Source organism: Sphingomonas sp. Leaf30, from assembly GCF_001422525.1.
In the GTDB taxonomy this organism is placed as follows: Bacteria; Pseudomonadota; Alphaproteobacteria; order Sphingomonadales; family Sphingomonadaceae; genus Sphingomonas; species Sphingomonas aerolata.
In genome coordinates this window covers 620436-642648 of the sequence record NZ_LMKZ01000018.1, presented here as the reverse complement: position 1 = coordinate 642648, position 22213 = coordinate 620436, and the positions used below count along the sequence as shown (strand labels likewise).

At 67.0% G+C, this 22213-nt stretch carries 21 protein-coding genes and 1 other RNA gene; 17 read left to right on the top strand and 5 right to left on the bottom strand.

Translation table 11 applies throughout. The features are described from left to right. On the top strand, window positions 1–2131 hold a 2131-nt coding region (gene pnp, locus ASE89_RS16670), incomplete at its 5' end, for a polyribonucleotide nucleotidyltransferase (protein WP_236701840.1). A gap of 214 nt (window positions 2132–2345) precedes the next feature. Further along, window positions 2346–3062, top strand: a complete 717-nt coding sequence (locus ASE89_RS16665; protein WP_056679958.1) for a hypothetical protein — start codon at window positions 2346–2348, stop codon at window positions 3060–3062. A gap of 67 nt (window positions 3063–3129) precedes the next feature. Here the strand turns inward: ASE89_RS16665 and ssrA are convergent. After that, window positions 3130–3485, bottom strand: a transfer-messenger RNA (tmRNA) gene (ssrA, locus tag ASE89_RS20030). 60 nt (window positions 3486–3545) lie between these two features. Between ssrA and ASE89_RS16660 the strand changes: the two genes are divergently transcribed. Next, on the top strand, window positions 3546–3977 hold the full coding sequence (locus tag ASE89_RS16660) for an RrF2 family transcriptional regulator (RefSeq protein ID WP_031394858.1): 432 nt from the start codon (window positions 3546–3548) through the stop codon (window positions 3975–3977). 36 nt (window positions 3978–4013) lie between these two features. On the opposite strand, the gene mscL is transcribed toward ASE89_RS16660, so the two are convergent. Beyond that, window positions 4014–4484: a large conductance mechanosensitive channel protein MscL gene (gene mscL / locus ASE89_RS16655; RefSeq protein WP_056679956.1), complete on the bottom strand. Its 471-nt coding sequence runs from the start codon at window positions 4482–4484 to the stop codon at window positions 4014–4016. Between the two features lie 104 nt (window positions 4485–4588). Between mscL and ASE89_RS16650 the strand changes: the two genes are divergently transcribed. Genes ASE89_RS16650 through ASE89_RS16635 form a run of 4 tightly spaced genes read left to right on the top strand, consistent with a single transcriptional unit; the run spans window position 4589 to window position 7229 of the window. After that, a complete protein-coding gene (locus ASE89_RS16650; RefSeq protein WP_031394860.1) occupies window positions 4589–5188 on the top strand; it encodes a LemA family protein in 600 nt (199 codons plus the stop codon). Window positions 5189–5204: 16 nt separating this feature from the next. Further along, window positions 5205–6056: a TPM domain-containing protein gene (locus ASE89_RS16645; protein WP_056679953.1), complete on the top strand. Its 852-nt coding sequence runs from the start codon at window positions 5205–5207 to the stop codon at window positions 6054–6056. 1 nt (window position 6057) lies between these two features. Next, complete coding sequence (locus ASE89_RS16640; protein ID WP_037530049.1) at window positions 6058–6729, top strand: TPM domain-containing protein; 672 nt, start codon at window positions 6058–6060, stop codon at window positions 6727–6729. Next, window positions 6726–7229 carry an NUDIX hydrolase gene (locus ASE89_RS16635; RefSeq protein ID WP_197979516.1) on the top strand — a complete coding sequence of 168 codons (504 nt, stop codon included), beginning with the start codon at window positions 6726–6728 and terminating at the stop codon, window positions 7227–7229. Before ASE89_RS16640 ends, ASE89_RS16635 begins: the two co-directional genes overlap by 4 nt. A gap of 57 nt (window positions 7230–7286) precedes the next feature. Here the strand turns inward: ASE89_RS16635 and ASE89_RS16630 are convergent, their stop codons facing one another. Together ASE89_RS16630 and hrpB are read right to left on the bottom strand one after the other, a co-directional pair. Continuing rightward, window positions 7287–7568, bottom strand: coding sequence for an ETC complex I subunit (locus tag ASE89_RS16630; protein WP_031440756.1), 282 nt, complete (start codon window positions 7566–7568; stop codon window positions 7287–7289). Between the two features lie 9 nt (window positions 7569–7577). After that, the gene (gene hrpB / locus ASE89_RS16625; protein WP_056680812.1) at window positions 7578–10034 is read right to left on the bottom strand and encodes an ATP-dependent helicase HrpB; all 2457 of its coding nucleotides are present in this window, start codon (window positions 10032–10034) and stop codon (window positions 7578–7580) included. 140 nt (window positions 10035–10174) lie between these two features. On the opposite strand from hrpB, the gene ASE89_RS16620 reads away from it, so the two are divergent. The 3 genes from ASE89_RS16620 to ASE89_RS16610 are packed head-to-tail and all read left to right on the top strand — an operon-like array spanning window position 10175 to window position 14601. Next, window positions 10175–12694, top strand: coding sequence for a penicillin-binding protein 1A (locus ASE89_RS16620; RefSeq protein ID WP_056679950.1), 2520 nt, complete (start codon window positions 10175–10177; stop codon window positions 12692–12694). Between the two features lie 57 nt (window positions 12695–12751). Beyond that, window positions 12752–13879: a peptide chain release factor 2 gene (gene prfB, locus ASE89_RS16615; RefSeq protein ID WP_031394840.1), complete on the top strand. Its 1128-nt coding sequence runs from the start codon at window positions 12752–12754 to the stop codon at window positions 13877–13879. A 2-nt stretch (window positions 13880–13881) separates the two neighbouring features. Next, complete coding sequence (locus tag ASE89_RS16610; RefSeq protein WP_056679947.1) at window positions 13882–14601, top strand: class I SAM-dependent methyltransferase; 720 nt, start codon at window positions 13882–13884, stop codon at window positions 14599–14601. Window positions 14602–14635: 34 nt separating this feature from the next. Here ASE89_RS16610 and ASE89_RS16605 read toward each other — a convergent pair whose 3' ends face one another. Then, the gene (locus tag ASE89_RS16605) at window positions 14636–15028 is read right to left on the bottom strand and encodes a JAB domain-containing protein (protein WP_156363527.1); all 393 of its coding nucleotides are present in this window, start codon (window positions 15026–15028) and stop codon (window positions 14636–14638) included. Between the two features lie 85 nt (window positions 15029–15113). Here ASE89_RS16605 and ASE89_RS16600 point away from each other — a divergent pair, with 85 nt between their 5' ends. The 7 genes from ASE89_RS16600 (at window position 15114) to ASE89_RS16570 (ending at window position 22047) form a co-directional block, all read left to right on the top strand. Beyond that, window positions 15114–15908, top strand: coding sequence for a thymidylate synthase (locus tag ASE89_RS16600; protein WP_056679941.1), 795 nt, complete (start codon window positions 15114–15116; stop codon window positions 15906–15908). 75 nt (window positions 15909–15983) lie between these two features. Further along, window positions 15984–16502, top strand: a complete 519-nt coding sequence (locus tag ASE89_RS16595) for a hemerythrin domain-containing protein (protein WP_031395906.1) — start codon at window positions 15984–15986, stop codon at window positions 16500–16502. Window positions 16503–16666: 164 nt separating this feature from the next. Next, window positions 16667–17131, top strand: a complete 465-nt coding sequence (locus tag ASE89_RS16590) for a dihydrofolate reductase (RefSeq protein WP_056679938.1) — start codon at window positions 16667–16669, stop codon at window positions 17129–17131. A 128-nt stretch (window positions 17132–17259) separates the two neighbouring features. Further along, a complete protein-coding gene (locus ASE89_RS16585) occupies window positions 17260–18183 on the top strand; it encodes a bifunctional riboflavin kinase/FAD synthetase (RefSeq protein WP_056679934.1) in 924 nt (307 codons plus the stop codon). Window positions 18184–18256: 73 nt separating this feature from the next. Beyond that, window positions 18257–21145 carry an isoleucine--tRNA ligase gene (gene ileS / locus ASE89_RS16580; RefSeq protein WP_056679931.1) on the top strand — a complete coding sequence of 963 codons (2889 nt, stop codon included), beginning with the start codon at window positions 18257–18259 and terminating at the stop codon, window positions 21143–21145. Beyond that, window positions 21138–21641 (top strand): signal peptidase II, encoded by a 504-nt coding sequence (gene lspA / locus ASE89_RS16575; RefSeq protein ID WP_031395901.1) that lies wholly within the window; start codon window positions 21138–21140, stop codon window positions 21639–21641. The genes ileS and lspA overlap by 8 nt, the downstream gene beginning before the upstream one ends. After that, on the top strand, window positions 21634–22047 hold the full coding sequence (locus tag ASE89_RS16570) for a DUF3035 domain-containing protein (RefSeq protein ID WP_056679928.1): 414 nt from the start codon (window positions 21634–21636) through the stop codon (window positions 22045–22047). The genes lspA and ASE89_RS16570 overlap by 8 nt, the downstream gene beginning before the upstream one ends. Window positions 22048–22213 lie beyond the last annotated feature (166 nt).

Here is a 22213-nt window from a genome sequence, read left to right as displayed (position 1 = left end):
CCCGATCCGTCCCCTCTTCCCAGAGGGTTTCTACAACGAGATCAACGTGATCTGCCAGGTTCTGTCGTATGACGGCGAGAACGAGCCGGACATCCTCGCGATGGTCGCGGCGTCGGCTGCGCTGACGATCTCGGGCGTGCCGTTCATGGGCCCGATCGGCGCAGCACGCGTCGGCTATGTCGATGGCGCGTACATCCTCAACCCGACGCTCGACGAAGCCAAGGCGGGTGACCTCGACCTCGTCGTCGCCGCCACCGGCCAGGCCGTGATGATGGTCGAATCGGAAGCCAAGGAGCTCTCGGAAGAGATCATGCTCGGCGCGGTCCAGTTCGCGCACAAGGCTTGCCGCGAAGCCGCCAACCTGATCATCGATCTGGCCGAGCAGGCTGCCAAGGATCCTTGGGAAATGGCCGAGCAGGCCGACCTGTCGACCGCCAAGGACAAGCTGAAGAAGCTGATCGGCAAGGACATTGCGGCTGCCTACAAGGTGACCGACAAGTCCAAGCGTTCGGACCTGCTGAACGCCGCACGCGCCAAGGGCAAGACCGCCTTTGCCGATGCGACCCCGCAGGACCAGATGGCGGCCGGCAAGCTGATGAAGAAGCTGGAGGCGGAGATCGTCCGCGGCGCCATCCTCAAGGACGGCACCCGCATCGACGGCCGCACCACCACGCAGATCCGTCCGATCGAAGCGATGGTCCACTTCCTTCCGCGGACGCACGGCTCGGCGCTGTTCACGCGCGGCGAGACGCAGTCGATCTGCACCACCACGCTCGGCACGCGCGACGCAGAGCAGATGATCGACGGCCTCAACGGTCTGTCGTACGAAAACTTCATGCTGCACTACAACTTCCCGCCCTACTCGGTCGGTGAAGTCGGTCGCTTCGGTGCGCCGGGTCGCCGCGAAGTCGGCCACGGCAAGCTCGCCTGGCGCGCGCTGCATCCGGTGCTGCCGTCGAAGGAAGAGTTCCCGTACACGATCCGCGTATTGTCGGACATCACCGAGTCGAACGGCTCGTCGTCGATGGCGACGGTCTGCGGCGGTTCGCTGTCGATGATGGATGCGGGCGTTCCGCTGAAGCGTCCGGTGTCGGGCATCGCGATGGGCCTGATCCTCGAGGGCAAGAACTTCGCGGTTCTGTCGGACATCCTGGGCGACGAGGATCACCTCGGCGACATGGACTTCAAGGTGGCTGGCACGTCCGAGGGCATCACCACGATGCAGATGGACATCAAGATCGCCGGCATCACCGAAGAGATCATGGGCAAGGCGCTGGCACAGGCCAAGGAAGGCCGCGCGCACATCCTGGGCGAAATGGCCAAGGCGCTCGACCATACGCGTGAGGAGCTGTCGGCACACGCACCGCGTATCGAGACCTTCACGATCGAGAAGTCGAAGATCCGTGAAGTCATCGGCACCGGCGGCAAGGTGATCCGCGAGATCGTCGCGCAGACCGGCGCCAAGGTCGACATCGACGACGAGGGCGTGATCAAGGTGTCGTCGTCCGACCCCGCGCAGATCGAAGCCGCGATCAAGTGGATCAAGGGCCTCGTCGAGGAAGCCGAAGTCGGCAAGGTCTATGACGGCAAGGTCGTCAACCTCGTGGACTTCGGTGCGTTCGTGAACTTCATGGGTGGCAAGGACGGTCTCGTCCACGTGTCCGAAATCAAGAACGAGCGCGTCGAGAAGGTCTCGGATGCGCTGAGCGAAGGCCAGGAAGTCAAGGTCAAGGTCCTCGAGATCGATCCGCGCGGCAAGGTTCGCCTGTCGATGCGCGTCGTCGATCAGACGACCGGCGAAGAGCTGGAGGACACGCGTCCTGCCCGTGAGCCGCGCGAAGGCGGTGACCGTGGTCCGCGCGGTCCGCGTCGCGATGGCGATGGTGGTCGTGACGCCGGTAACGGCGGTGGCGGTCGTGGCCCGCGCGGCGAAGGCGGCGGCGGTGATCGTGGTCCCCGTGGCCCGCGTCGTGACGGCGATGGCGGTCGTGATGGCGGCAACGGCGGTGGCCGTGGCCCGCGTCGCGACGGCGGTGGCCAGGGCGGCGAACGCGCTCCCCGCGCCGAGCGTTCGGACGGCGACAAGGCCCCCGAGTTCGCTCCGGCGTTCCTGACGGGCGATCGCGACTAAGCGATCTTGCCGACGGGCAACTAGCGAAAGGGGATCCGGGAAACCGGATCCCCTTTTTCGTGGCGATCACGATTGCGGAAGCCGGCGGCGCGCTGCCGCGGGATCCGCGTTCTACAATTTGTACGAGAATGACGGCCGGACACGCTGCTATCGGCTTGCGGGGTCCAGCCTGCATGCGCATTCTCGGCCAAGGCAGCAGAGATGCGGGGGCATCATGGCAACCTTGGCGACCAGCGTGTCGGCGATCACCGTCGAGCGGCGTTTCTATCTCATGCTGGCTGCGATCATCGCGGTCACCGTCTTCGCGGGGTTCGGGCTGGACCTGCAGCGGACGGACTGGAACATCGTCGGGCTTCCCGCCCAGGTCCATCTGCACGCTGCCGTTTTCTTCGGCTGGATCATCCTCTACGTCGCGCAGAACTGGCTGGTCGACCGGGGATCGATCGCGATGCACCGGCGACTGGGCGTCGCGACCGCATGTCTGGTCCCGGTCATGGTCGTGGTGGGCGTCGCGACGACGGTCATGGCCGTCCGGCTAAACCGCGTCCCGCCCTTCTTCACGCCGGGCCTTTTCCTCGCGCTCGATCTTCAGATCATCGGCTTTGCGATCCTGGCGGGCTGGGCGATCCAGCTGAGACACCGGTCCGACTGGCACAAGCGCCTGATGCTGTGCGCGACGATTCTGATCATGTCGCCGGCGCTGGGGCGCATTCTGCCGATGCCGCTCATGGGCCCGTCCGGCACATGGGCGATATTCGTCGCCACCATGGTCTATCTGGGGGCTGCGATGCTGTTCGATGCGCAACTGCGCGGGCGGGTGCACCTAGCCTATTGGTGGGGCGCGGGAATGCTGACCCTCGTCCAGCTGCTGATCGGCATCGTCGGGTTCAGCCAGCGGCTCGACAAGCTGGTCGCGCAACTTGCCGCCTAACGGCGGGCACGCGCTTGAGTAGAATTTGAGTGGGGAGCTTCTGTTGCTCGGTGCCCCCCGTACCGCCGGTTTCCACTTCTGTTGCCCGGTGTGGCCCGAACCGCGCTTTCGTCCGTATAACTTAGGTCGTTAGACCGTCAGTTATGCGGCAATTGCGAGTGCTTCGTTATCGTTGGCACTTGTGTATGGGCCGTTGCGGTGGTCCCATTCCGAGCGAAACATAGCGTCGTTGAACACACGTCGATCCTAGTTCGACCCCGTCATCGTCCCCCTCTCGCGAAGAGGGCGGTGGTGGAGTCGCCGGGTACTGCCCCCGGGTCCGCTGTGTCTATGACACGCCACGGTTTATCGCCATAGTCACCAAGAGAGAATTCCCCCGATGACGCTTGCGATATAGAGCGGCGGTCGGCCGATTAAAAGCCCGTGATTTTGCCCTTTGCGGCCTTTCGCTCGCCACAAACCGCGTGCATAGAAATCTGTATTATGTTGACGCAGCGCTCTCGCTACGCGCTTCGCGCGATGATCTTCCTTGGCGGCGCCCCGGTCGGTGGTCCACCGATCCCGATGACCCGCATCGCGGCCGAAGCCAATGTCCCGCGCAAGTTTCTCGAGCTGATCCTTGCGGACCTGCGCGAGTCCGGCTTGCTGCACAGCCATCGCGGCAAGATGGGCGGCTATCGCCTGTCGCGCCCCAGCCACCTGATCTCGCTCGGCGAGATCATCCGGATCATCGAGGGTCCGCTCGCGCTGGTGCCCTGCGTCAGCCGCACGGCCTATCGGCCCTGCCTCGACTGCAAGAGCGAGGCAGACTGCGCGATCCGCTTTGCGATGATGCGCGTCCGCGACGAGACTGCGCGGATCCTCGACGGCACGAGCCTGGCGGATGCCAACGCCGAGGATCTGGCCGCAGCCTGATCTCCCCCTCCCCCCGGGGGAAGGGGGGCAGGACGTTCAGCCGCGTGCCTTGAGCTCGTCGCGGATCTCCCGCAGCAGCGCGATCTCGACCGGCTCGGGCGCCGGCGCGACCGGAGTCGCCTCTTCTTCACGCTTGAGCCGCGCGGTTTCACGCTCGATCAGCGCCGCCGCGCGGTTCACGACGCGCAGGATCATGAAGATGATGAAGGCGACGATCACGAAGTTGACGAGCTGCGTCGCGAACGCGCCATAGCCGAGCAACGGCACCCCCGCCTTCTTCAACGCCGCATAGTCGCTGAGCGACCCGACATAGTTTGCGGGGACAGGCCCCATCCGCCAGAAATAGCTCGAAAAGTCGAGCCCTCCGAAAATCTTGCCGATCACCGGCATCAGCACGTCGTCGGTCAGCGAGGTGACGATCTTGCTGAACGCCGCCCCGATGATCACCGCAATAGCCAGATCAAGCACGTTGCCGCGCATGATGAACGCTTTGAATTCCTTGAGCATTTGCGCCCCCTTTTCCAGTCCCCCGCACGCTAGCCATCGATTTCGGTTTCGCCAAGCCGGTCCGCTGTCCTATGGGGGTGATACAGACCAGCAGGAGAGCCCCGATGTCGTCCTATGCCCAGATTCTTCGCGGATCCGCCGTCGTTGCGCTCGCGGCGACGCTTGGCGGCTGCGGGATCAACAGCATCCCGACCGCCGAGGAAAATGTGAAGGCGCGCTGGGCCGATGTCCAGAACGACTATCAGCGCCGCGCCGACCTGATCCCCAACCTCGTCGCGACGGTCAAGGCGGCCGGCGCGCAGGAAAAGAGCATCCTGGTCGAGGTGACGCAGGCGCGCGCCGCGGCGAGCACGGTGCAGGTCTCGGGCGACGACCTGACCGACCCTGCGAAGATCGAGCAGTTCTCGCGCGTGCAGGGTGCCGTCGGGCTGTCGCTGCAGCGACTGCAGGAAGCCTATCCCGAGCTCAAGAGCCAGGCCAATTACACCACGCTGATGAGCCAGCTCGAAGGCACCGAGAACCGCATCACGATCGCACGGCGCGACTATAACGGCGCGGTCCAGGCTTATAACACCAAGATCCGCACCTTCCCCGACGCGGTCGGCGCGAAGATCTTCTATGGCGCAAAGCCGATGGTGCCGTTTGCCGCGACCACGCCGGGGGCCGAGACGGCGCCGACGGTGAATTTCGGCAACGCGAGCTGATCGCGGGGCCGGCGGCATGATCCGCGTCCTCGCGGCGCTCCTCTTCGCGGTGCTGCTCGGCAGCGGCACCGCAGGCGCCCAGACTTTCCCGAAATTTACCGGCTTCGTCGTCGACGCGGCAAACGTGATCCCGCCCGAGCAGGAAGCGGCGCTCACGAAACGACTCGACGATCTCCAAAAAGCGACCGGCAACCAGCTGGTCGTCGCGACCATCGCCGATCTGCAGGGCTATCCGATCGAGGATTATGGCTATCGCCTGCTGCGGAACTGGGGGGTCGGGCTGAAGGACGCCAATAACGGTGCGATCCTGCTCGTCGCGCCGAACGACCGCAAGGTGCGGATCGAGGTCGGCTATGGGCTGGAACCGGTCCTGACCGATGCGTTTTCGAGCGTCGTGATCAACCAGCAGATCCTGCCGCGCTTCAAGGCCGGCGACATGACCGGCGGGATCGTCGCGGGCACGAATGCGGTCGCGGACCAGCTCGCTTTGCCCGACGCAGAGGCCCGCACGAAAGTCGGCGCGGCGGCGGCCGAATATGACAAGACGCATCGCCGCGCGCCGTCCGGCAACGGTGGCGGCGTGCCGATCGGGCTGATCATCTTCGGGATCGTGGCCGCCGCGATCGTCATTCCGATGATCTCGCGGCGTGCCGGTGGCACCCGCTATTCAAGCGGTGGCGGCGGCAACGGGACACTGCCGATCGTGTTGTGGAGCATCGCCAACGAGATGTCACGGCGCGGCGGCGGCGGTGGCAGCAGCTGGGGCGGCGGTGGCGGCGACAGCGGCGGCGGTGGCTGGATGGGCGGCGGTTTTGGCGGCGGCGGCGGCGGCTCTGCCGGCGGCGGCGGCGCATCGGGGAGTTGGTGACATGCGATTGAGCGAAGCCGATCACGGCCGCGTCACCGCCGCCGTTACGCAGGCCGAAACCACGACGACGGGCGAGATCGTCACGATCGTCGCGCGCCAGTCCGACGCCTATCACGACGTCTCGCTGCAATGGTCCGTGCTTGCCATGCTGCTGAGCCTTGCGGTGCTCGCGCTGCACCCGCTGGCGGCCGACCAGATCTATGCGCGGCTCGTCGACCCGTGGGCGCAGTCGGCACCACAGGGCGCGTTGTTCGCGATCGCGCTCGTCCTGATGACGCTGGTGTTCCTGGGCATGCGCCTGCTGCTCACCATCCCCGCGCTACGGCTCGCGCTGACGCCAGGCGCAACGAAATCGCGCAGGGTGCGCCGGCGTGCAGTGATGCTGTTCCGGGCGGGCGCGGAAAAGCGCACGCGCGGCGCGACCGGCGTGTTGCTGTACCTGTCGCTTGCCGAACACCGCGCGGAGATCGTCGCGGACTCGGGCATCCATTCGCGCGTGCCGAACGAGATCTGGGGCGCGGCGATGGCGGCCGTGCTCACCGCGGTGCGCGACGACCGGCCGGCAGACGGCATGGCCGATGCCGTCGCGCAGATCGGCACGGTACTCGCCGAGCATTTCCCGCGAACCGGTGCGGCGATCAACGAACTTCCCGACAGGCTGATCGAATTATGAGCACGACCGTATGGGCGGGCAAGTTCCTGACCGTGCAGACTGAAGGCACCTGGGAATATGCGGAACGTCGCGGGCAGATCGCCGCGGCCGTGATCGTCGCGATCGACGCCGGCAACGTCATCCTGGTCGAACAGTTTCGCGTACCGCTGGGCCGCGCCTGCCTCGAACTGCCCGCCGGGTTGGTGGGTGACGAGACCGCGGGCGAGAGCGTCGCGGTCGCCGCCGGGCGCGAGCTCGAGGAGGAAACCGGCTACCGCGCGGCTGCGATCGAGGATCTGGGGCTTTTCTATTCGTCGCCGGGGATGACGTCCGAATGCTTCACCCTGGTTCGTGCGACCGGCCTGACCAAGGTCGGCGATGGCGGCGGCGATGGTGACGAGAACATCACCGTGCACCGCGTACCGCTCGCCGACATTCCCGCCTTCATCGCGACGAAGCGCGAGGCGGGCGTCGCGATCGACGCGAAGATGCTGCTGATCCTCGCGGGATCGATCCTCTAGCGACGCTCGCGCTCAGCCGATTTTAACGCCGTTGCCGGAACGGCGTCGGGTAGTCGCTTATTTGAAGTTGTCCGCGTAGCTCTGCAGCTTCAGCGTCTTCTGCGGCGCCGGTACGACCGTGTAGCCGAACCCCTCACGCTCGCAATGCGCGATCGCGGCCTCGGCGGTCGGGAAGAACAGGCGGAGCTGGTCGCGCGTGTCGCCGCTGCCGGCCCAGCCGGTCAGCGGGTCGGGGCGCTTGGGCTCCGAGGGTTCGAATTCGAGCTGCCAGCTGTCGGTCCGGTGCTTGCCGGACTGCATGGCGTTCTTGGGGCGCTGGAAGATACGGGCGGTTGGCATGGGCTCCCCTTATCGCGAAGTTGCGCCCCTTGCATCCGCCTTTTTCGTGCGCAGCGTCGCCGACGCAGCGGCGGGATCGTCGGGCCAGGGATGCTTGGGGTAGCGACCGCGCATTTCCTTGGCGACCGCGACCCAGCTTCCCGCCCAGAAACCGGGCAGATCGCGCGTCGTCTGGATCGGGCGTCCCGCCGGTGACGTGAGGCTCAGCACCAGTGGGACGCGCGCTTCGCCGATGGTCGGGTGCACGCCGAGCCCGAACAGCGCCTGGACGCGCAGCTCGACACGCGGCCCTCCCTCGGCGGCATAGTCGATCGCGTGCGTGCTGCCCGCGGGACTCGTGAAATCGGGCGGCGCGAGGCGGTTGATCGTCTGCATCGCATCCCAGCCGAGCAGGTTGCGCAACGCCTCGACGAGTGCCCCCGGGGCGATCGCATCGAGTCGGCGCTTTCCGACGAGCAGCGGCGCGAGCCATTCGTCCAGACGGTCGAGCAACGCCGCATCGTCGAGCGGCACGCCTGCATAGGCGGCGCGGTCGCGCAACGCCTGCCCGCCGTCGCTCCACGGCAGCAGCGAAAGACCGTGCTCGCGAACCGCCTCCAGCAGCGCAGCGAGGATCGCGTCGGGATCAGCGCCGCTGTCCGGACCGCTCGACAGCCGGATCGCCCCGAGCCGCCGGTCTCGCAGCGCCTGAATGCCGCCGGTCGCTGGGTCGAAGCTGACCGTGCGGCGCGATTCGATCCGATCGGCGAACAGCGCCTCGACCGTCGCCTGATCGATCACCGCCGCAGACAAAATCCGCGCGCCCGCCGCGGCCCCCTGCGTGTCGGCCACTGCAAGCCACTCCGCACGCGCCAGCGGCGACGTCGGATCGAGCCGGAACCCGCGCCCGCCAACCGATGCCCAGGTTTCGCCGGACGGATCACGCCGCCGGGCGACGCGGTCGGGATAGCCAAGCGCGATGCAAGTGGCGACGCCCCCGTCTGGCTGTGAGAGGACTCCGGGCGACGGCGCGAGGCGGGCCCACCGCTCGGCCATCCCGCGCGCGGCCTGCGCCTTCACGCCACGTTCGGTCTTCCAGCGGCGCAGACGGGTTTCGACATCGACATCCTGGCCGCCGATCCCACGCTCGCCGAGCAGCACCGCGACCTGCGCGGCGACCTCGGCCAGCCCCCGCTCCCCGGCGCGCAACAGCATATGGGCAAGGCGCGGCGGCATCGGCAGCTTCGCGATCGCGCGGCCATGCGGCGTCGGGCGACCGTCCGCGTCGATCGCCTCAAGCGTCGCCAGCCGGCGCAGCGCCTCGTCGATCGCCGCAGCGGGCGGCGCATCGATCCAGCGCAGGTCGCGGGGGTCGGCGACACCCCACAAGGCACAGGCGAGCACCAGCGCGGACAGATCAGCCTCGAGGATTTCGGGGGGATCATAGCGCGGCAGCCCCGCGGTCGCGGCCTCTTCCCACAACCGGTAGGCGGTGCCTGGGCCCAGACGCGCGGCCCGGCCGGCCCGCTGCGTGACCGCGGCCTGGCTCGCGCGTTCGGTGACGAGGCGGGTCATGCCCGCCGCGCGATCGTAACGCGGACGCCGCGCGAGACCGGAGTCGATGACGATCCGGATCCCGTCGAGCGTCAGGCTGGTCTCGGCGATGCTGGTCGCCAGCACGACCTTGCGACGGCCATCGGGTTCGGGAAGGATTGCCGCACGCTGCGCGGCCGGATCGAGGCTGCCATGGAGTTCGTGCACCACGATGTCGTCGGGCAGGTTCGCGAGCCGGTCTGCGGTCCGTTCGATCTCCGCGACGCCGGGCAGGAAGGCAAGCACGCCGCCCTGCTCCTCGCCAAGCGCGCGGCGGATCGCCGCCGCCATGCCATCCTCGATCCGCGCCTCGGCCGCGCGACCGATATGCCGCAGCGTCAGCGGATAGCTCCGCCCCTCGCTCTCGATCACCGGCGCGTCGTCCATCACCGCTGCGAACCGCGCCCCGTCGAGCGTCGCCGACATCGCGACCAGCCGCAGGTCGGGACGGAAGCCCGCCTGCACATCGAGGGCGAGCGCGAGCCCGAAATCGCCGTCGAGGCTGCGTTCGTGCACCTCGTCGAACAGCACCGCGGACACCCCCGCCAGTTCTGGATCGGACTGGATCCGCGCGACGAAGATGCCCTCGGTGACGACCGTCACGCGCGTCGCCGCGGATCGCTTGCTGTCCATCCGCGTCGCATAGCCATAGGTCCGGCCGACCGGCTCGCCCGCCGTCGCCGCCATGCGCTCCGCCGCGGCACGCGCGGCGAGGCGCCGGGGTGAGAGCAGCAGGATCTCGCCGGTGCACCAGGCTTCCGCGAGCAGCGCAGGCGCGACCGCCGTCGTCTTGCCCGCGCCCGGCGGCGCGACAAGCACGGCGGAGGACCGCGCACGCAGCGCAGCGAGCAGGTCGGGCAGGACGGCAAGGATCGGAAGCGGCGGCGGGGTCATCGCCGCCTGCTGCCACAGATCGATCGTGGCGCAACCGCTTTTCAGGGGTCCGCGCACCACCGCGACCGTCGTGTCCAGCCCCCACCCCGCCGAACGCGGCTGGCAAGGACGCGCGAACCTGCTAGACGCGGGGCACAAATATGGCGTCCGATCCTTCCCCAAACTCCTCGACGGCGACCCGCCGGACCACCGACAGGCTGCGCGGCAGTGTCGCGCGCGTCTGGGCGAGCCGCTGGACCAAGGCGGCGCTCGCGTTGTTCGGCCTCGGGCTGATCGCGCTGTTCGGCTTCTGGCTGATCGTCGTCCGCGACCTTCCTTCGGTCGATACGCTGCGCACCTACGAACCGCCCTTGCCGACCAATGTGCGCGGGATCGATGGGGCGCCGATCCACAGCTATGCGCGCGAACGTCGCGTCGAGCTCAGCTTCGCCGAATATCCGCCGATGCTGATCAATGCGTTCCTGGCGGCGGAGGACAAGTCGTTCTTCGAGCATCACGGCGTCGACTTTCCGGGGCTCGCCGGCGCGGTCTTTGACTATGTCTCGAAGATCGGCAGCGGCCGACGCGCCCGCGGCGGATCGACGATCACGCAGCAGGTCGCCAAGAACCTTCTGATCGGCAACGAATATTCGCCGACGCGCAAGCTTCGCGAAGCGGTGCTGGCGTATAAGATCGAGGATACGCTGACCAAGCCGCAGATCCTCGAACTCTATCTGAACCAGATCGCGCTTGGCCGGAACGCGTTCGGCGTCGAAGCCGCCAGCCACGCCTATTTCGACAAGGACCTCGACCAGCTCGATCTCGCACAGATCGCCTATCTCGCGATCCTGCCCAAGGGTCCGTCGAATTACGATCCCGTGCGCTATCACGACCGCGCAATGACGCGGCGTAACTATGTGCTCGACCGGATGCTCGAGAACGGGTTCATCACCCGCGCGCAGTTCGATGCGGCGAACGCCGAACCGCTCGGCGTCGTGCTGCGACGCACGCCGCGGTTTGAAAGCGTCGGCGGCTATTTCGTCGAGGAAGTCCGCCGCCAGCTGATGGCCAAGTTCGGCGAAAGCGCGAAGGACGGCCCTTACAGCGTCTATTCGGGCGGCCTTTGGGTGCGGACCTCGTTCGACACGCGGTTGCAGGATCTGGCGCAGCAGGCCTTGCGTGATGGCCTGGTCCGCTTTGACAGCGGGCGCGGCTGGAACGGGCCGATCCGCCATGTCGAGATCGAGGACGACAACTGGCTCCAGCCGCTGCTCAACAGCAATATCGCGCTCGATTACCGCAACTGGGTCGCGGCGATCGTGACCGGCAAGGACGGCAATAGCTGGAACCTCGGCTTCCGCACCGGCAAGACCGGCACGCTGCCGCGCTATGCCGCGCAGATGGCGGTGCGCGGCAAGGGCGGCAATGCGTTCGGGGCGATCAAGACCGGCGACATCATCGCGGTCGCGCCTGAAGGCGGCGAGTTCGCGCTCCGGGCAATCCCCAAGGTTTCGGGTGCGTTCGTCGTCGAGGAGCCTGCCAGCGGCCGCGTGCTGGCGATGCAGGGCGGCTTCGACGACCGGCTCCAGGCGTTCAACCGCGCGACCCAGGCGATGCGCCAGCCCGGATCGACGATCAAGCCGATCGTCTATTCCGCCGCGCTCGACAACGGGATGACGCCCGCCTCGATCATCGTCGACGGGCCGTTCTGCGTCTATCAGGGCGCGCGACTGGGGCAAAAGTGCTTCCGCAACTTCGGCAATTCGCGCGGCGCCGGGCCGCACACGATGCGCTGGGGCATAGAACAGTCGCGCAACCTGATGACGGTCCGCGCCGCCGCGCAGACCGGCATGCCCAAGGTCGTTGCCACCATCAAGAAGATGGGCGTCGGCGATTACGCGCCTTATCTCTCCTTCGCGCTGGGCGCCGGCGAAACCACCGTGGGGCGGATGGTCAACGCCTATTCGATCCTCGCGAACAACGGCAAAGGCGGGCCGCCGTCGCTGATCGACTTCGTCCAGGATCGGCACGGCAAGGTAATCTGGCCCGAGAAATGGCGCGCCTGCGACCGGTGCAACGCCCCCGACTGGGACGGCAAGTCGATGCCGCGTCCGGTCGCGCGCCAGCGCCAGGTGCTCAACGCGATGACCGCCTATCAGATGGTCCACATCACCGAAGGCGTGGTGCAGCGCGGCACCGCCGTGACGCTGCGTGATCTCGATCGGCCGATGTTCGGCAAGACGGGCACGAACAATGGCCCGACCGACGTCTGGTTCATCGGCGGAACCCCGCAATATGTCGGCGGGCTGTATATCGGCTTCGATACGCCGCGGAACCTTGGCAGCGCAGCGCAGGGCGGCACGCTGGCGGCGCCGATCTTCAAACAGTTCGCGGTCAAGGCCTATGCCGATCTGCCCAAGCTGCCATTCCGCGCACCCGCGGGCATCCGGATGGTCCGGATCGACCGGGGGAGCGGCCGCCCGGTCTATGGGACATGGCCGAACACCGATGATCCCAAGCCGGGCGTCATCTGGGAAGCGTTCAAGCCCGAAAGCGAACCGCGGCGTGCCGCGCGCCGTGCGGGCCCCGCCCCCACCACCACCACCGCGCCGACCGCCGCCCCCAAGGCAGAGGCTCCGCGCGACAGCGATTTCTTGCAAAGACAGGGCGGAATCTACTAGCCGTCCCCATATTCCGGGTCCGGCTGTTCATGCCGGTCCCAACACTGGAGAATACCCATGCGCGCCGAAGCGCAGGCTCACGTTGACACCATCAAGGACGCGCTGGCGCTGTTGCGCCGTTTTCTCGACTGGGACCGCGCACTGCGTCGTCTCGACGAGCTGAACGCGCGCGTCGAGGATCAGGCGCTCTGGTCGGACCCCAAGGCTGCGCAGGAGGTGATGCGCGAGCGTCGTCGTCTCGACGAGGCGATCAGTGCAACGCGCGCGATCGAAAGCGAGCTCAGCGACACATCCGAGCTGATCGAAATGGCCGAGGCCGAGGGCGACACCGCGATGGAAGCGGACGGCGTCGCCGCGCTCGCCGAACTCGCCGCCCGCGCAGACAAGGACAAGATCAAGGCACTGCTCGCGGGCGAGGCCGATGCCAACGACACCTATATCGAGGTCAATGCCGGCGCGGGCGGGACCGAGAGCCAGGACTGGGCGGGCATGCTCAGCCGGATGTATTCGCGCTGGGGCGAACGCCACGGGCTGAAGGTCGAGCTGGTCGACCAGCATTCGGGCGAGCAGGCGGGGATCAAGTCCGCGACGCTGCTGCTGAAAGGCGAGAACGCCTATGGCTATGCCAAGACCGAGAGCGGCGTTCACCGGCTGGTGCGGATCAGCCCGTATGATTCCGCGGCGCGTCGTCACACGTCGTTCGCCAGCGTCTGGGTCTATCCGGTCGTCGATGACAATATCGAGGTCGAGTATAACGAGAGCGACCTGCGTATCGATACGTATCGCGCATCGGGTGCAGGCGGCCAGCACATCAACACGACCGATTCGGCCGTGCGCATCACGCACGTCCCGACTGGCATCGTCGTCCAGTGCCAGAACCAGCGATCGCAGCACAAGAACAAGGCCGAGGCCTATAACCAGCTTCGCGCGCGGCTCTATGAACGCGAGCTCGCGATCCGCGAGCAGGCGGCCAATGCCGAGAATGCGTCGAAGACCGATATCGGCTGGGGCCACCAGATCCGGTCCTATGTGCTGCAGCCGTACCAGATGGTGAAGGACCTGCGGACCGGCGTGGTCTCGACCAGTCCGTCGGACGTGCTCGACGGCGATCTCGAGGCGTTCATGGCCGCCGCGCTGTCGCAGCGTGTGACCGGCGAAGCGGTCGAGGTGGAGGACGTCGATTGAAGATGACGCGCGTCCTGGCCCTGCTGCTGTCTCCGTTCTGGCTGCTGGCGGCATGCGATGGCAGCAAACCACTGATCCAGCATGAACCCAAGGATGCGGACTCCTTCCCCGCCGCCGACCGGCCGGTCGCGTCGATCGTCTCCGCGCGCTGGTCGAACGAGGAGGCGCGCGACCGGCTGAACGAAGCGGGCGAGGTCATGACCAAGGCGGATATCCGCAAGGGCATGACCGTCGCCGATATCGGCGCAGGCGAGGGCTATTACACGATCCGCGCCGCCGCGCGGGTCGGCAAGGACGGTCGCGTTCTCGCAGAGGACATCGTCGCGAGCGTGCGCGACCAGCTGGCGGAGCGCGTCGCGCGCGAAGATCTCGCCAATGTCAGCGTGCGGCTCGGTGAAGCCAATGATCCGAAGCTGCCCCCGGCGAGTTTCGACCGCGTGCTGATGGTGCACATGTACCATGAGATCGAGCAGCCCTATGAATTCCTGTGGCGGCTTCGCCCTTCCCTGAAACCCGACGGACTCGTCGTCGTCGTCGATGCCGATCGCGAGACGCGCAACCACGGCACGCCGCCCGCACTGCTCAAATGCGAGTTCGCGGCGGTCGGCTATACGCAGGTCGACAGGGACGAGATGCCGTCGGCGGGCGGCTATATGGCCATGTTCCGCGCGACCGGCCCGCGCCCCGCGCCCGAGGCGATCCGCGCCTGCCGGACGAGATAGCGCCACCGGGTGGAGCAGGTGTTGCTCCGGACCGTCAGACCACCCCCATCGCGCGCAGGCTCGCCACCCGGTCGCCAGCGATCACCACGTGATCGAACAGCACGACCTCCACGGTCCGCAACCCGGCCGCCAGCGCACGGGTAAACGCCACGTCGCGGGTACTCGGGGTCACGTCCCCGCTCGGATGATTGTGCGCGATCACCACCCCCTGCGCCGCGAACGCCAGCGCATCGGCAGCGATACTGCGCACCGCGATCCGCACCTGATCGCGCCCGCCCGCCACATGCCGCATGCCCAAAAGCCTCCGATTCGGATCAAGATAGGCGACCGCCACCGCCTCAGTCGGTGCATGCCCGAGCCTTGCGAACAGCGCGCATGCCGCTGCAAGGTCGGCAATGATCGGAGCGGAGGCGGGCGACGCGGGCACCACCTCGACTGCCGCATCGCCGCCCCTGTCGCATCCACAACTGCATCCGCTTGAGCGATCCGCCCCGCACCGCTAGGCCGTCGCGATGCGCCAATATCTAGACCTCATGGACCGCGTGCTCTCGACCGGAGTCGAGACGATGGACCGCACCGGCACGGGGACGCTCAGCGTCTTCGGCGCGCAGATGCGCTTCGATCTCGCGCAGGGCTTCCCCGTGCTGACGACGAAGAAACTTCACCTCCGCTCGATCATCGTCGAACTCCTGTGGTTCCTGCGCGGCGACACCAACGTCCGCTGGCTGCAGGATCGCAAGGTCGCGATCTGGGACGAATGGGCGGACGAGAGCGGCGATCTCGGCCCCGTCTATGGCAAGCAATGGCGCGACTGGGTGGCCGGCGACGGTCGCCATATCGACCAGATCGCTGAGCTGGTTGACCAGATCAAGACCAACCCTGCCTCGCGCCGCCAGATCGTCTGCGCGTGGAACCCGGGCGATCTGCACGCCATGGCGCTGGCCCCCTGCCACTGCCTGTTCCAGACGCATGTCGCCAACGGCAAGCTCTCGCTCCAGCTCTACCAGCGCTCGGGCGACATCTTCCTTGGCGTGCCCTTCAACATCGCCAGCTACGCGCTGCTGACGCATATGCTCGCGCAGCAATGCGGGCTTCAGGTCGGCGAGTTCATCTGGACCGGCGGCGACTGCCACCTCTATTCGAATCATCTCGAGCAGGCGCGACTGCAACTCGGCCGCACCCCCGGCCCGCTCCCGCGGCTCGAGATCGCGCGCACGCCCGACTCGATCGACGCATATGAGTATGAGGATTTCGTACTCCACGATTACATCGCGCAACCGCACATCAAGGCGCCCGTCGCGGTCTGAACAGAGAGCGAATCGCAATAGGAACTGGGTGCCGTCCGCGCGGTTGACCGTCCGAACCCATTCGGAAGGCCTATCATGGACATCACCCAGCTCATCCTCGACGAACATGCCCAGCAGCGCGCGCTGTTCGCCCAGATCGACAGCATCGACGCCAAGGACACCGAGGCGCTTTCGGCACTGTGGACCCGCCTCAAGAACCTGCTCGACGCGCATGCCGAGGCGGAGGAGCGCTTCTTCTACCCGCGGTTGATGAAGATCGGCACCGGCGGCAACGACGCCGACTCGGCCGCCGAGGAGACCGAGGATGCGATCGAGGATCACAACGACATCCGCGAAACCGGCGAAGCGGTCGACAAACACCCGGTCGGCTCGGACGCGTGGTTCGAGGCGGTCGGCGAATGCAACAAGGCGAACAGCGATCACCTCGCCGAGGAAGAGCGCCAAGGCCTGACCGACTTCCGCAAGCATGCGACGCTGGAAGAGCGGCACGAGCTGGGCGTCCGGTTCGCGGCGTTCGAGGCGAACCACCTGAACGGCGTGAAGGTCGTCGAGAAGGATCCCGAGGCGTACGTCAAGGAACACGCCCCGAACTGATCCACCCGCTTCTTACCACCTCGGCGAAGGCCGGGGTCCAGGTGGAAAGGTGGTCGTACGGAGCGCCGTCTTTCACCACCGACGTCCCCCAACTGGGCCCCGGCCTTCGCCGGGGTGGTGATACAGGCATAGCCCCCCGCCCCCCGATCCGGCATGATACGCGCATGATCACCTTCTACCTCGCCCGCGCCAGCAACGGCGTCATCGGCCGTGACGGCCAGCTCCCCTGGCGCCTCCCTGCCGATCTCAAGCGCTTCAAGGCGCTGACGATGGGCAAGCCGATGGTGATGGGCCGGAAAACGTTCGAGAGCTTCCCGAGCCCCCTCCCCGGCCGCCGCCACATCGTCCTCACCCGCGGCCACTGGCACGCCGACGGCGCGGAAGTGGCGCATTCGATCGACGAGGCGCTCGCGATGGCCGGCGACGACGTCGCGGTAATCGGCGGCGCGCAGATCTATGCGCAGCTGCTCCCGCGTGCAGACCGGATCGAGCTCACCGAAGTCCATGACGAACCCGAAGGCGACGCCATCGTCCCCGCGTTTGACGGCTGGCACGAGATCGCCCGCGAAGACCATCCGGGCGAAAAGCAGCGTCCACCCTACAGCTTCGTCACCCTCACCCGCCGGTGACGACCGTTCCCCCCGCGAAGACGGGAGCTCGGACTGGACTCCCGCCTTCGCGGAAGAACAAGGAGGCGCGGGAGACAACGACACGGAAGGACTATCGTCATCCGCGGCGTCTGGGTACTGACCCGTGCATGCAACGGCTCGACGGTGGCGCATCCATCCCTTCGCATCTGGCGGACGGGATCGTGGCGCTGGGTAATTTCGACGGATTCCATCTCGGTCACCAGGCGGTGGTCGCGCGCGCGATCGCGTGGGCCAAGGCGGAGGGTCGCCCTGCGCTGGTGGCGACGTTCGATCCGCATCCGGTCCGCCATTTCCGCCCCGATACGCCCGCCTTCCGCCTCACCACGCTCGACCAGCGCGAGCGGCTGTTCGCAGACGCTGGCGCCGATGCGATGGTGGTGTTCCATTTCGACGGCGATCTCGCCGCGCTGACCGCCGAGCAGTTCGTCGCCGACCGCCTCGAACGCAATCTGCGGATCGGCGGCGTGGTGACGGGCGAGGACTTCACCTTCGGCCATGCCAAGAGCGGCACGGTCCACACGCTCGCCGCGCGCGGGCCGGTCCACGGTTTCCGCGCGGAAACCGTCGGCGCGGTCGCGCTGGATGGCGAGACGGTGTCCTCGACCCGGATCCGCGAGGCGCTGCGTGCCGGCGACATGGCGACCGCGACCCGGCTGCTGACGCGTCCGTTCGCGATCGAGGGCGTGGTGCAGCATGGCGACAAGCTCGGCCGCACGATCGGCTATCCGACCGCCAATCTCGACATGGGCAACTATCTGCGCCCCGCCTACGGGATCTACGCGGTGACCGGCCGGCTGAAGGACGGCCGCGTGCTCAAGGGCGCGGCGAACCTTGGCATCCGCCCGAGCTTCGATCCGCCGAAGGAACTGCTCGAGCCGCATTTCTTCGATTTTGCCGAGAACCTGTACGGGCAGACGATCGAGGTCGCGCTGATCGACTATCTGCGCCCCGAGGCGAAGTTCGACAGCCTCGACGCGCTGATCGCGCAGATGGACATCGACTGCGACCGCGCACGCACCATTCTAGGCTGATTGCCGCGGCGCCGTTGCGTATGGGAGGGGGGATGGCAACGGGCTCCCGGCTCGGCTACAGCCCGGCCCACTTATGACCGATACTCCTGCGCCCGCCCGCGATTACCGCGACACCGTCTTCCTGCCGAAGACCGACTTCCCGATGAAGGCCGGTCTCGCCGCCAAGGAGCCGGCGATCCTCGAGCGCTGGGCCAAGCTCGGCATCTACGACCGGCTGCGCGAACAGCGGCTTGGGCGCGAGCGGTTCATCCTGCACGACGGCCCGCCCTACGCGAACGGCGACATCCACATGGGCCATGCGATGAACAAGGTCCTGAAGGACATCATCGTCCGCTCGCAATCGCTGATAGGCAAGGACGCGCCCTACGTCCCGGGCTGGGACTGTCACGGCCTGCCGATCGAGTGGAAGGTCGAGGAAGCGTATCGCGCGAAGAAGCTCAACAAGGACGACGTCCCCGTCGACCAGTTCCGCGCCGAATGCCGCGCCTATGCCGAAAAATGGGTCGAGGTGCAGAAGGGCGAGTTCGAGCGGCTCGGCGTGATGGGCGACTGGGCCGATCCGTACCTGACGATGAAGTACGATGCCGAGGCGACGATCGTCGGCGAGCTGCTCAAGTTCGCCGAGAGCGGCCAGCTGTATCGCGGCGCGAAGCCCGTGATGTGGTCGCCGGTCGAAAAGACCGCGCTCGCCGAGGCCGAGGTGGAGTATGAGGACATCGTCTCGACGCAGATCGACGTCGCGTTCGAGATCGTGGAGGCGCCGAACGCGCCCGAACTGGTCGGCGCGCATGCGGTGATCTGGACGACGACGCCGTGGACGATCCCGGTGAACCAGGCGCTGAGCTATGGGCCTGGCATGCACTATCAGGCCTTTCACGCAGCTGATGGTCGCCGGTTCCTCATCGCCTTCGACCTCAAGAACGAGTTTGAGCGTCGCACCGGCATCATGTTAGACTCAGGTGATTTGCAAGAGATCACAGATCGACAGATCCTCGGTTCGCAACTCGAAGGCGCCACCGCACGCCACCCGATGCACGCACTCGGCGGGTTCTTCGCCAAGCCCCGCCCGTTCCTCCCCGGCGACTTCGTCACGACCGACGCGGGCACCGGGCTCGTCCACATGGCGCCGGATCACGGCGAGGACGATTTCGAGCTCTGCAAGCAATACGGCATCGATCCGGTCTTCGCGGTCGACGGTGCGGGCATGTATCGCGCAGACTGGGCCTGGCTGGGCGGGCAAGGGTCCGTCATCAACAAGAAGTTCGTGGCCGCCGACGGCCCGATCTGCACCGACCTGCGCGCGACCGGTGCGCTGCTCGCGGCGAGCGACGATTTCAAGCACAGCTACCCGCATTCGTGGCGTTCAAAGGCCAAGGTGATCTTCCGCGCGACGCCGCAATGGTTCATCCCAATGGATGCGGCCACGTCGGTCGGCACCCAACGTGCTTCGACTTCGCTCAGCACGAACGGGGTTGGGGATGCGGCCGCACCCCCGTTCGCCCTGAACGAAGTAGCAGGGCCTGGGTCGAGCAACGGCGCAACCCTCCGCGAAATCGCGCTCGACGCGATCGCCGCGACCACCTGGATCCCTGCGCGCTCGGAAAACCGGATCACGTCTATGGTGCAGGGCCGCCCCGACTGGGTCATCTCGCGCCAGCGCGCCTGGGGCGTGCCGATCGCGCTGTTCGTCAACCGCGTCACCGGCCAGTACCTCAACGACCCCGCCGTCAACGCGCGCATCGTCGAAGCCTTCCGCCAGAACGGTGCGGATGCGTGGTACGCCGACGGCCACCAGGCGCTGCTCGGCCCCGACTATGCGCTCGCCGACTATGAGGTGGTGAAAGACATCCTCGACGTCTGGTTCGATTCGGGCTGCACACACGTCTTCACCGTCGAAGCGCGCTACGGCGAAGGCACCCGCGCCAACCTGTATCTCGAAGGATCGGACCAGCATCGTGGCTGGTTCCAGTCGAGCTTGCTCGAAAGCTGCGGCACGCGCGGTCGCGCACCCTATGACGCGGTCCTCACCCACGGCTTCGCGCTCGACGGCCAGGGCCGCAAGATGTCGAAGTCGCTCGGCAACGTCGTCGATCCCCTGAAGATCATCGGCGAGAGCGGCGCGGACATCCTGCGCATGTGGGTCGCCTCGACCGATTATTTCGACGACGTGAAGATCGGCAAGGAGGTGCTCGCCACCGCGTCGGATTCCTACCGCAAGCTGCGCAACACGTTCCGCTACATGCTCGGCGCGCTCGAGGGCTTCGACGAGTCGGAACGCGTCGCGGTGTCCGACATGCCCGAGCTCGAGCGCTATGTGCTCCACCGTCTCGGCATGATCGACACCGAGCTGCGCAAGGCGGCGGAAGGCTATGAGTTCAACCGCTATACGCGGCTGCTGACCGACTTCGCGAACGAGGACCTGTCCGCGTTCTTCTTCGATATCCGCAAGGACTCGCTCTATTGCGACGCGCCCGGCGACGTGAAGCGCCGCGCGTACCGCACTGTCCTCGACGTGCTGTTCCACGCGCTGGTCCGCTACGCCGCGCCGGTGCTGTGCTTCACAGCGGAGGAAGTCTGGCAGTCGCGCTTCCCGAGCGACGACAGTTCGGTCCACTATCTCGAATGGCCGTCGCTGCCGTCGCTCGACGCGGACGACGTGGTCGGCGCCAAGTGGCAGGAGATCCGCGCGCTGCGCGTCGCCGTCACCGAGGCGATCGAGCCGTTGCGCCGCGAGAAGACCGTGCGGTCCAGCCTCGAGGCCGAGATCACCGTCCCGTCTATGCTGCTCGACGCCGACGCGCTGGCCGAGGCGTTCATCGTCGCCAAGGTCACGCCGGGCGATGCGGTCACCGTGACGCGCACCGACTTCCACAAATGCGGCCGCTGCTGGCGCCACCTTCCCGAGGTGACCACCGACGGCGAGCTTTGCGACCGGTGCGAAGAGGTGGTGGCGCATGCGTAACCTGCCAAAGGCCGGCTTCGGGGCGGCGATCGCGCTGTTCCTCGCCGACCAGCTCAGCAAATGGGCCGTAACGCGCCCGCTCGGGATCGATTCGCTCGGCGATGCGCAGACGATCACGTCGTTCTTCGACCTGCGCTTCGTGCCAAATATCGGCATTTCGCTCGGGTTGCTGCCCGCCGATGGCCATCTGACGCGCTGGGCGCTGGTGCTGCTGACGGGGGCGATCTCGGTCGGGGTCGCAATCTGGATGACGCGCGAAAAGAACCGGGCAGATCAGATCGCGCTGGGCTTCGTGCTCGGCGGTGCGGTCGGCAATATCCTCGACCGGATCCGGCTCGGCTATGTCGTCGATTTTGCCGACCTGCATATCGGCGAGTGGCGCCCGTTTTTGGTCTTCAATGTCGCGGATGCAGCGATTACTGTCGGCGTGCTCGTCCTGCTTGTCCGGGCGCTGCTCGTGCGCGAGAAGCCCCCTGTGGAGAATTCCCATGCGTAAGTTTGTGCCCCTGGCTGCCGGTCTGGCGAGCGTCACGTTGCTGTCCGGCTGTGGCGCCGGCAAGAGCCTCGATCGTGCGCGGCCGGACGAGTTCGCCGTCGCCCGCCAGGCTCCGCTGGTCATCCCGCCCGATTTCGCGCTGGTCCCGCCGCAGCCGGGTGCCGCACGGCCGCAGGATACCGCCGCGAACGCCCAGACGCTCGACGCGCTGTTCGGCGGCACCGCTGCGCGCAGCCCCGCCGAAGCCGGCGTGCTGAGCGAAGCTGGCCCCAGCGCCGCCGATCCCGGCATCCGGTCGAGCGCGGGCGATCCCGGCACGACCGTGATCGACAAGGGTTCGACCACGCGCGACATCGTTGCCGCCCCCGAAGGCGACGGCCAGGATGCGCGCGCAACCGCCAACTGAGCGGCTGCCGCAAGACGCGAAAAAGGGCGGCTCCCGCAGGGGGGCCGCCCTTTTTCGTGTTCGGTCGATGGCCACCCCGCCCGCCCCTGTCCCGTGGATACCCCAGCTTCCGCTGGGGTGACGAGAGGTAGGCAGGAAGCGGCGGTGCAAAGTGCCGCAACCGCGC

What these genes read in the sequence shown, in the direction of transcription:
- ASE89_RS16660 (WP_031394858.1), top strand. Translation starts at nt 3,546, where the DNA reads ATGTTGACGCAGCGCTCTCGCTACGCGCTTCGCGCGATGATCTTCCTT.
- ASE89_RS16650 (WP_031394860.1), top strand. Translation starts at nt 4,589, where the DNA reads ATGTCGTCCTATGCCCAGATTCTTCGCGGATCCGCCGTCGTTGCGCTC.
- mscL (WP_056679956.1), bottom strand. Translation starts at nt 4,484, where the DNA reads ATGCTCAAGGAATTCAAAGCGTTCATCATGCGCGGCAACGTGCTTGAT.
- lspA (WP_031395901.1), top strand. Translation starts at nt 21,138, where the DNA reads ATGCGTAACCTGCCAAAGGCCGGCTTCGGGGCGGCGATCGCGCTGTTC.
- ASE89_RS16665 (WP_056679958.1), top strand. Translation starts at nt 2,346, where the DNA reads ATGGCAACCTTGGCGACCAGCGTGTCGGCGATCACCGTCGAGCGGCGT.
- ASE89_RS16630 (WP_031440756.1), bottom strand. Translation starts at nt 7,568, where the DNA reads ATGCCAACCGCCCGTATCTTCCAGCGCCCCAAGAACGCCATGCAGTCC.
- hrpB (WP_056680812.1), bottom strand. Translation starts at nt 10,034, where the DNA reads ATGACCCCGCCGCCGCTTCCGATCCTTGCCGTCCTGCCCGACCTGCTC.
- ASE89_RS16570 (WP_056679928.1), top strand. Translation starts at nt 21,634, where the DNA reads ATGCGTAAGTTTGTGCCCCTGGCTGCCGGTCTGGCGAGCGTCACGTTG.
- prfB (WP_031394840.1), top strand. Translation starts at nt 12,752, where the DNA reads ATGCGCGCCGAAGCGCAGGCTCACGTTGACACCATCAAGGACGCGCTG.
- ASE89_RS16620 (WP_056679950.1), top strand. Translation starts at nt 10,175, where the DNA reads ATGGCGTCCGATCCTTCCCCAAACTCCTCGACGGCGACCCGCCGGACC.
- ASE89_RS16600 (WP_056679941.1), top strand. Translation starts at nt 15,114, where the DNA reads ATGCGCCAATATCTAGACCTCATGGACCGCGTGCTCTCGACCGGAGTC.
- ASE89_RS16585 (WP_056679934.1), top strand. Translation starts at nt 17,260, where the DNA reads ATGCAACGGCTCGACGGTGGCGCATCCATCCCTTCGCATCTGGCGGAC.
- ASE89_RS16635 (WP_197979516.1), top strand. Translation starts at nt 6,726, where the DNA reads ATGAGCACGACCGTATGGGCGGGCAAGTTCCTGACCGTGCAGACTGAA.
- ASE89_RS16610 (WP_056679947.1), top strand. Translation starts at nt 13,882, where the DNA reads ATGACGCGCGTCCTGGCCCTGCTGCTGTCTCCGTTCTGGCTGCTGGCG.
- ASE89_RS16640 (WP_037530049.1), top strand. Translation starts at nt 6,058, where the DNA reads ATGCGATTGAGCGAAGCCGATCACGGCCGCGTCACCGCCGCCGTTACG.
- ASE89_RS16645 (WP_056679953.1), top strand. Translation starts at nt 5,205, where the DNA reads ATGATCCGCGTCCTCGCGGCGCTCCTCTTCGCGGTGCTGCTCGGCAGC.
- ASE89_RS16590 (WP_056679938.1), top strand. Translation starts at nt 16,667, where the DNA reads ATGATCACCTTCTACCTCGCCCGCGCCAGCAACGGCGTCATCGGCCGT.
- ileS (WP_056679931.1), top strand. Translation starts at nt 18,257, where the DNA reads ATGACCGATACTCCTGCGCCCGCCCGCGATTACCGCGACACCGTCTTC.
- ASE89_RS16595 (WP_031395906.1), top strand. Translation starts at nt 15,984, where the DNA reads ATGGACATCACCCAGCTCATCCTCGACGAACATGCCCAGCAGCGCGCG.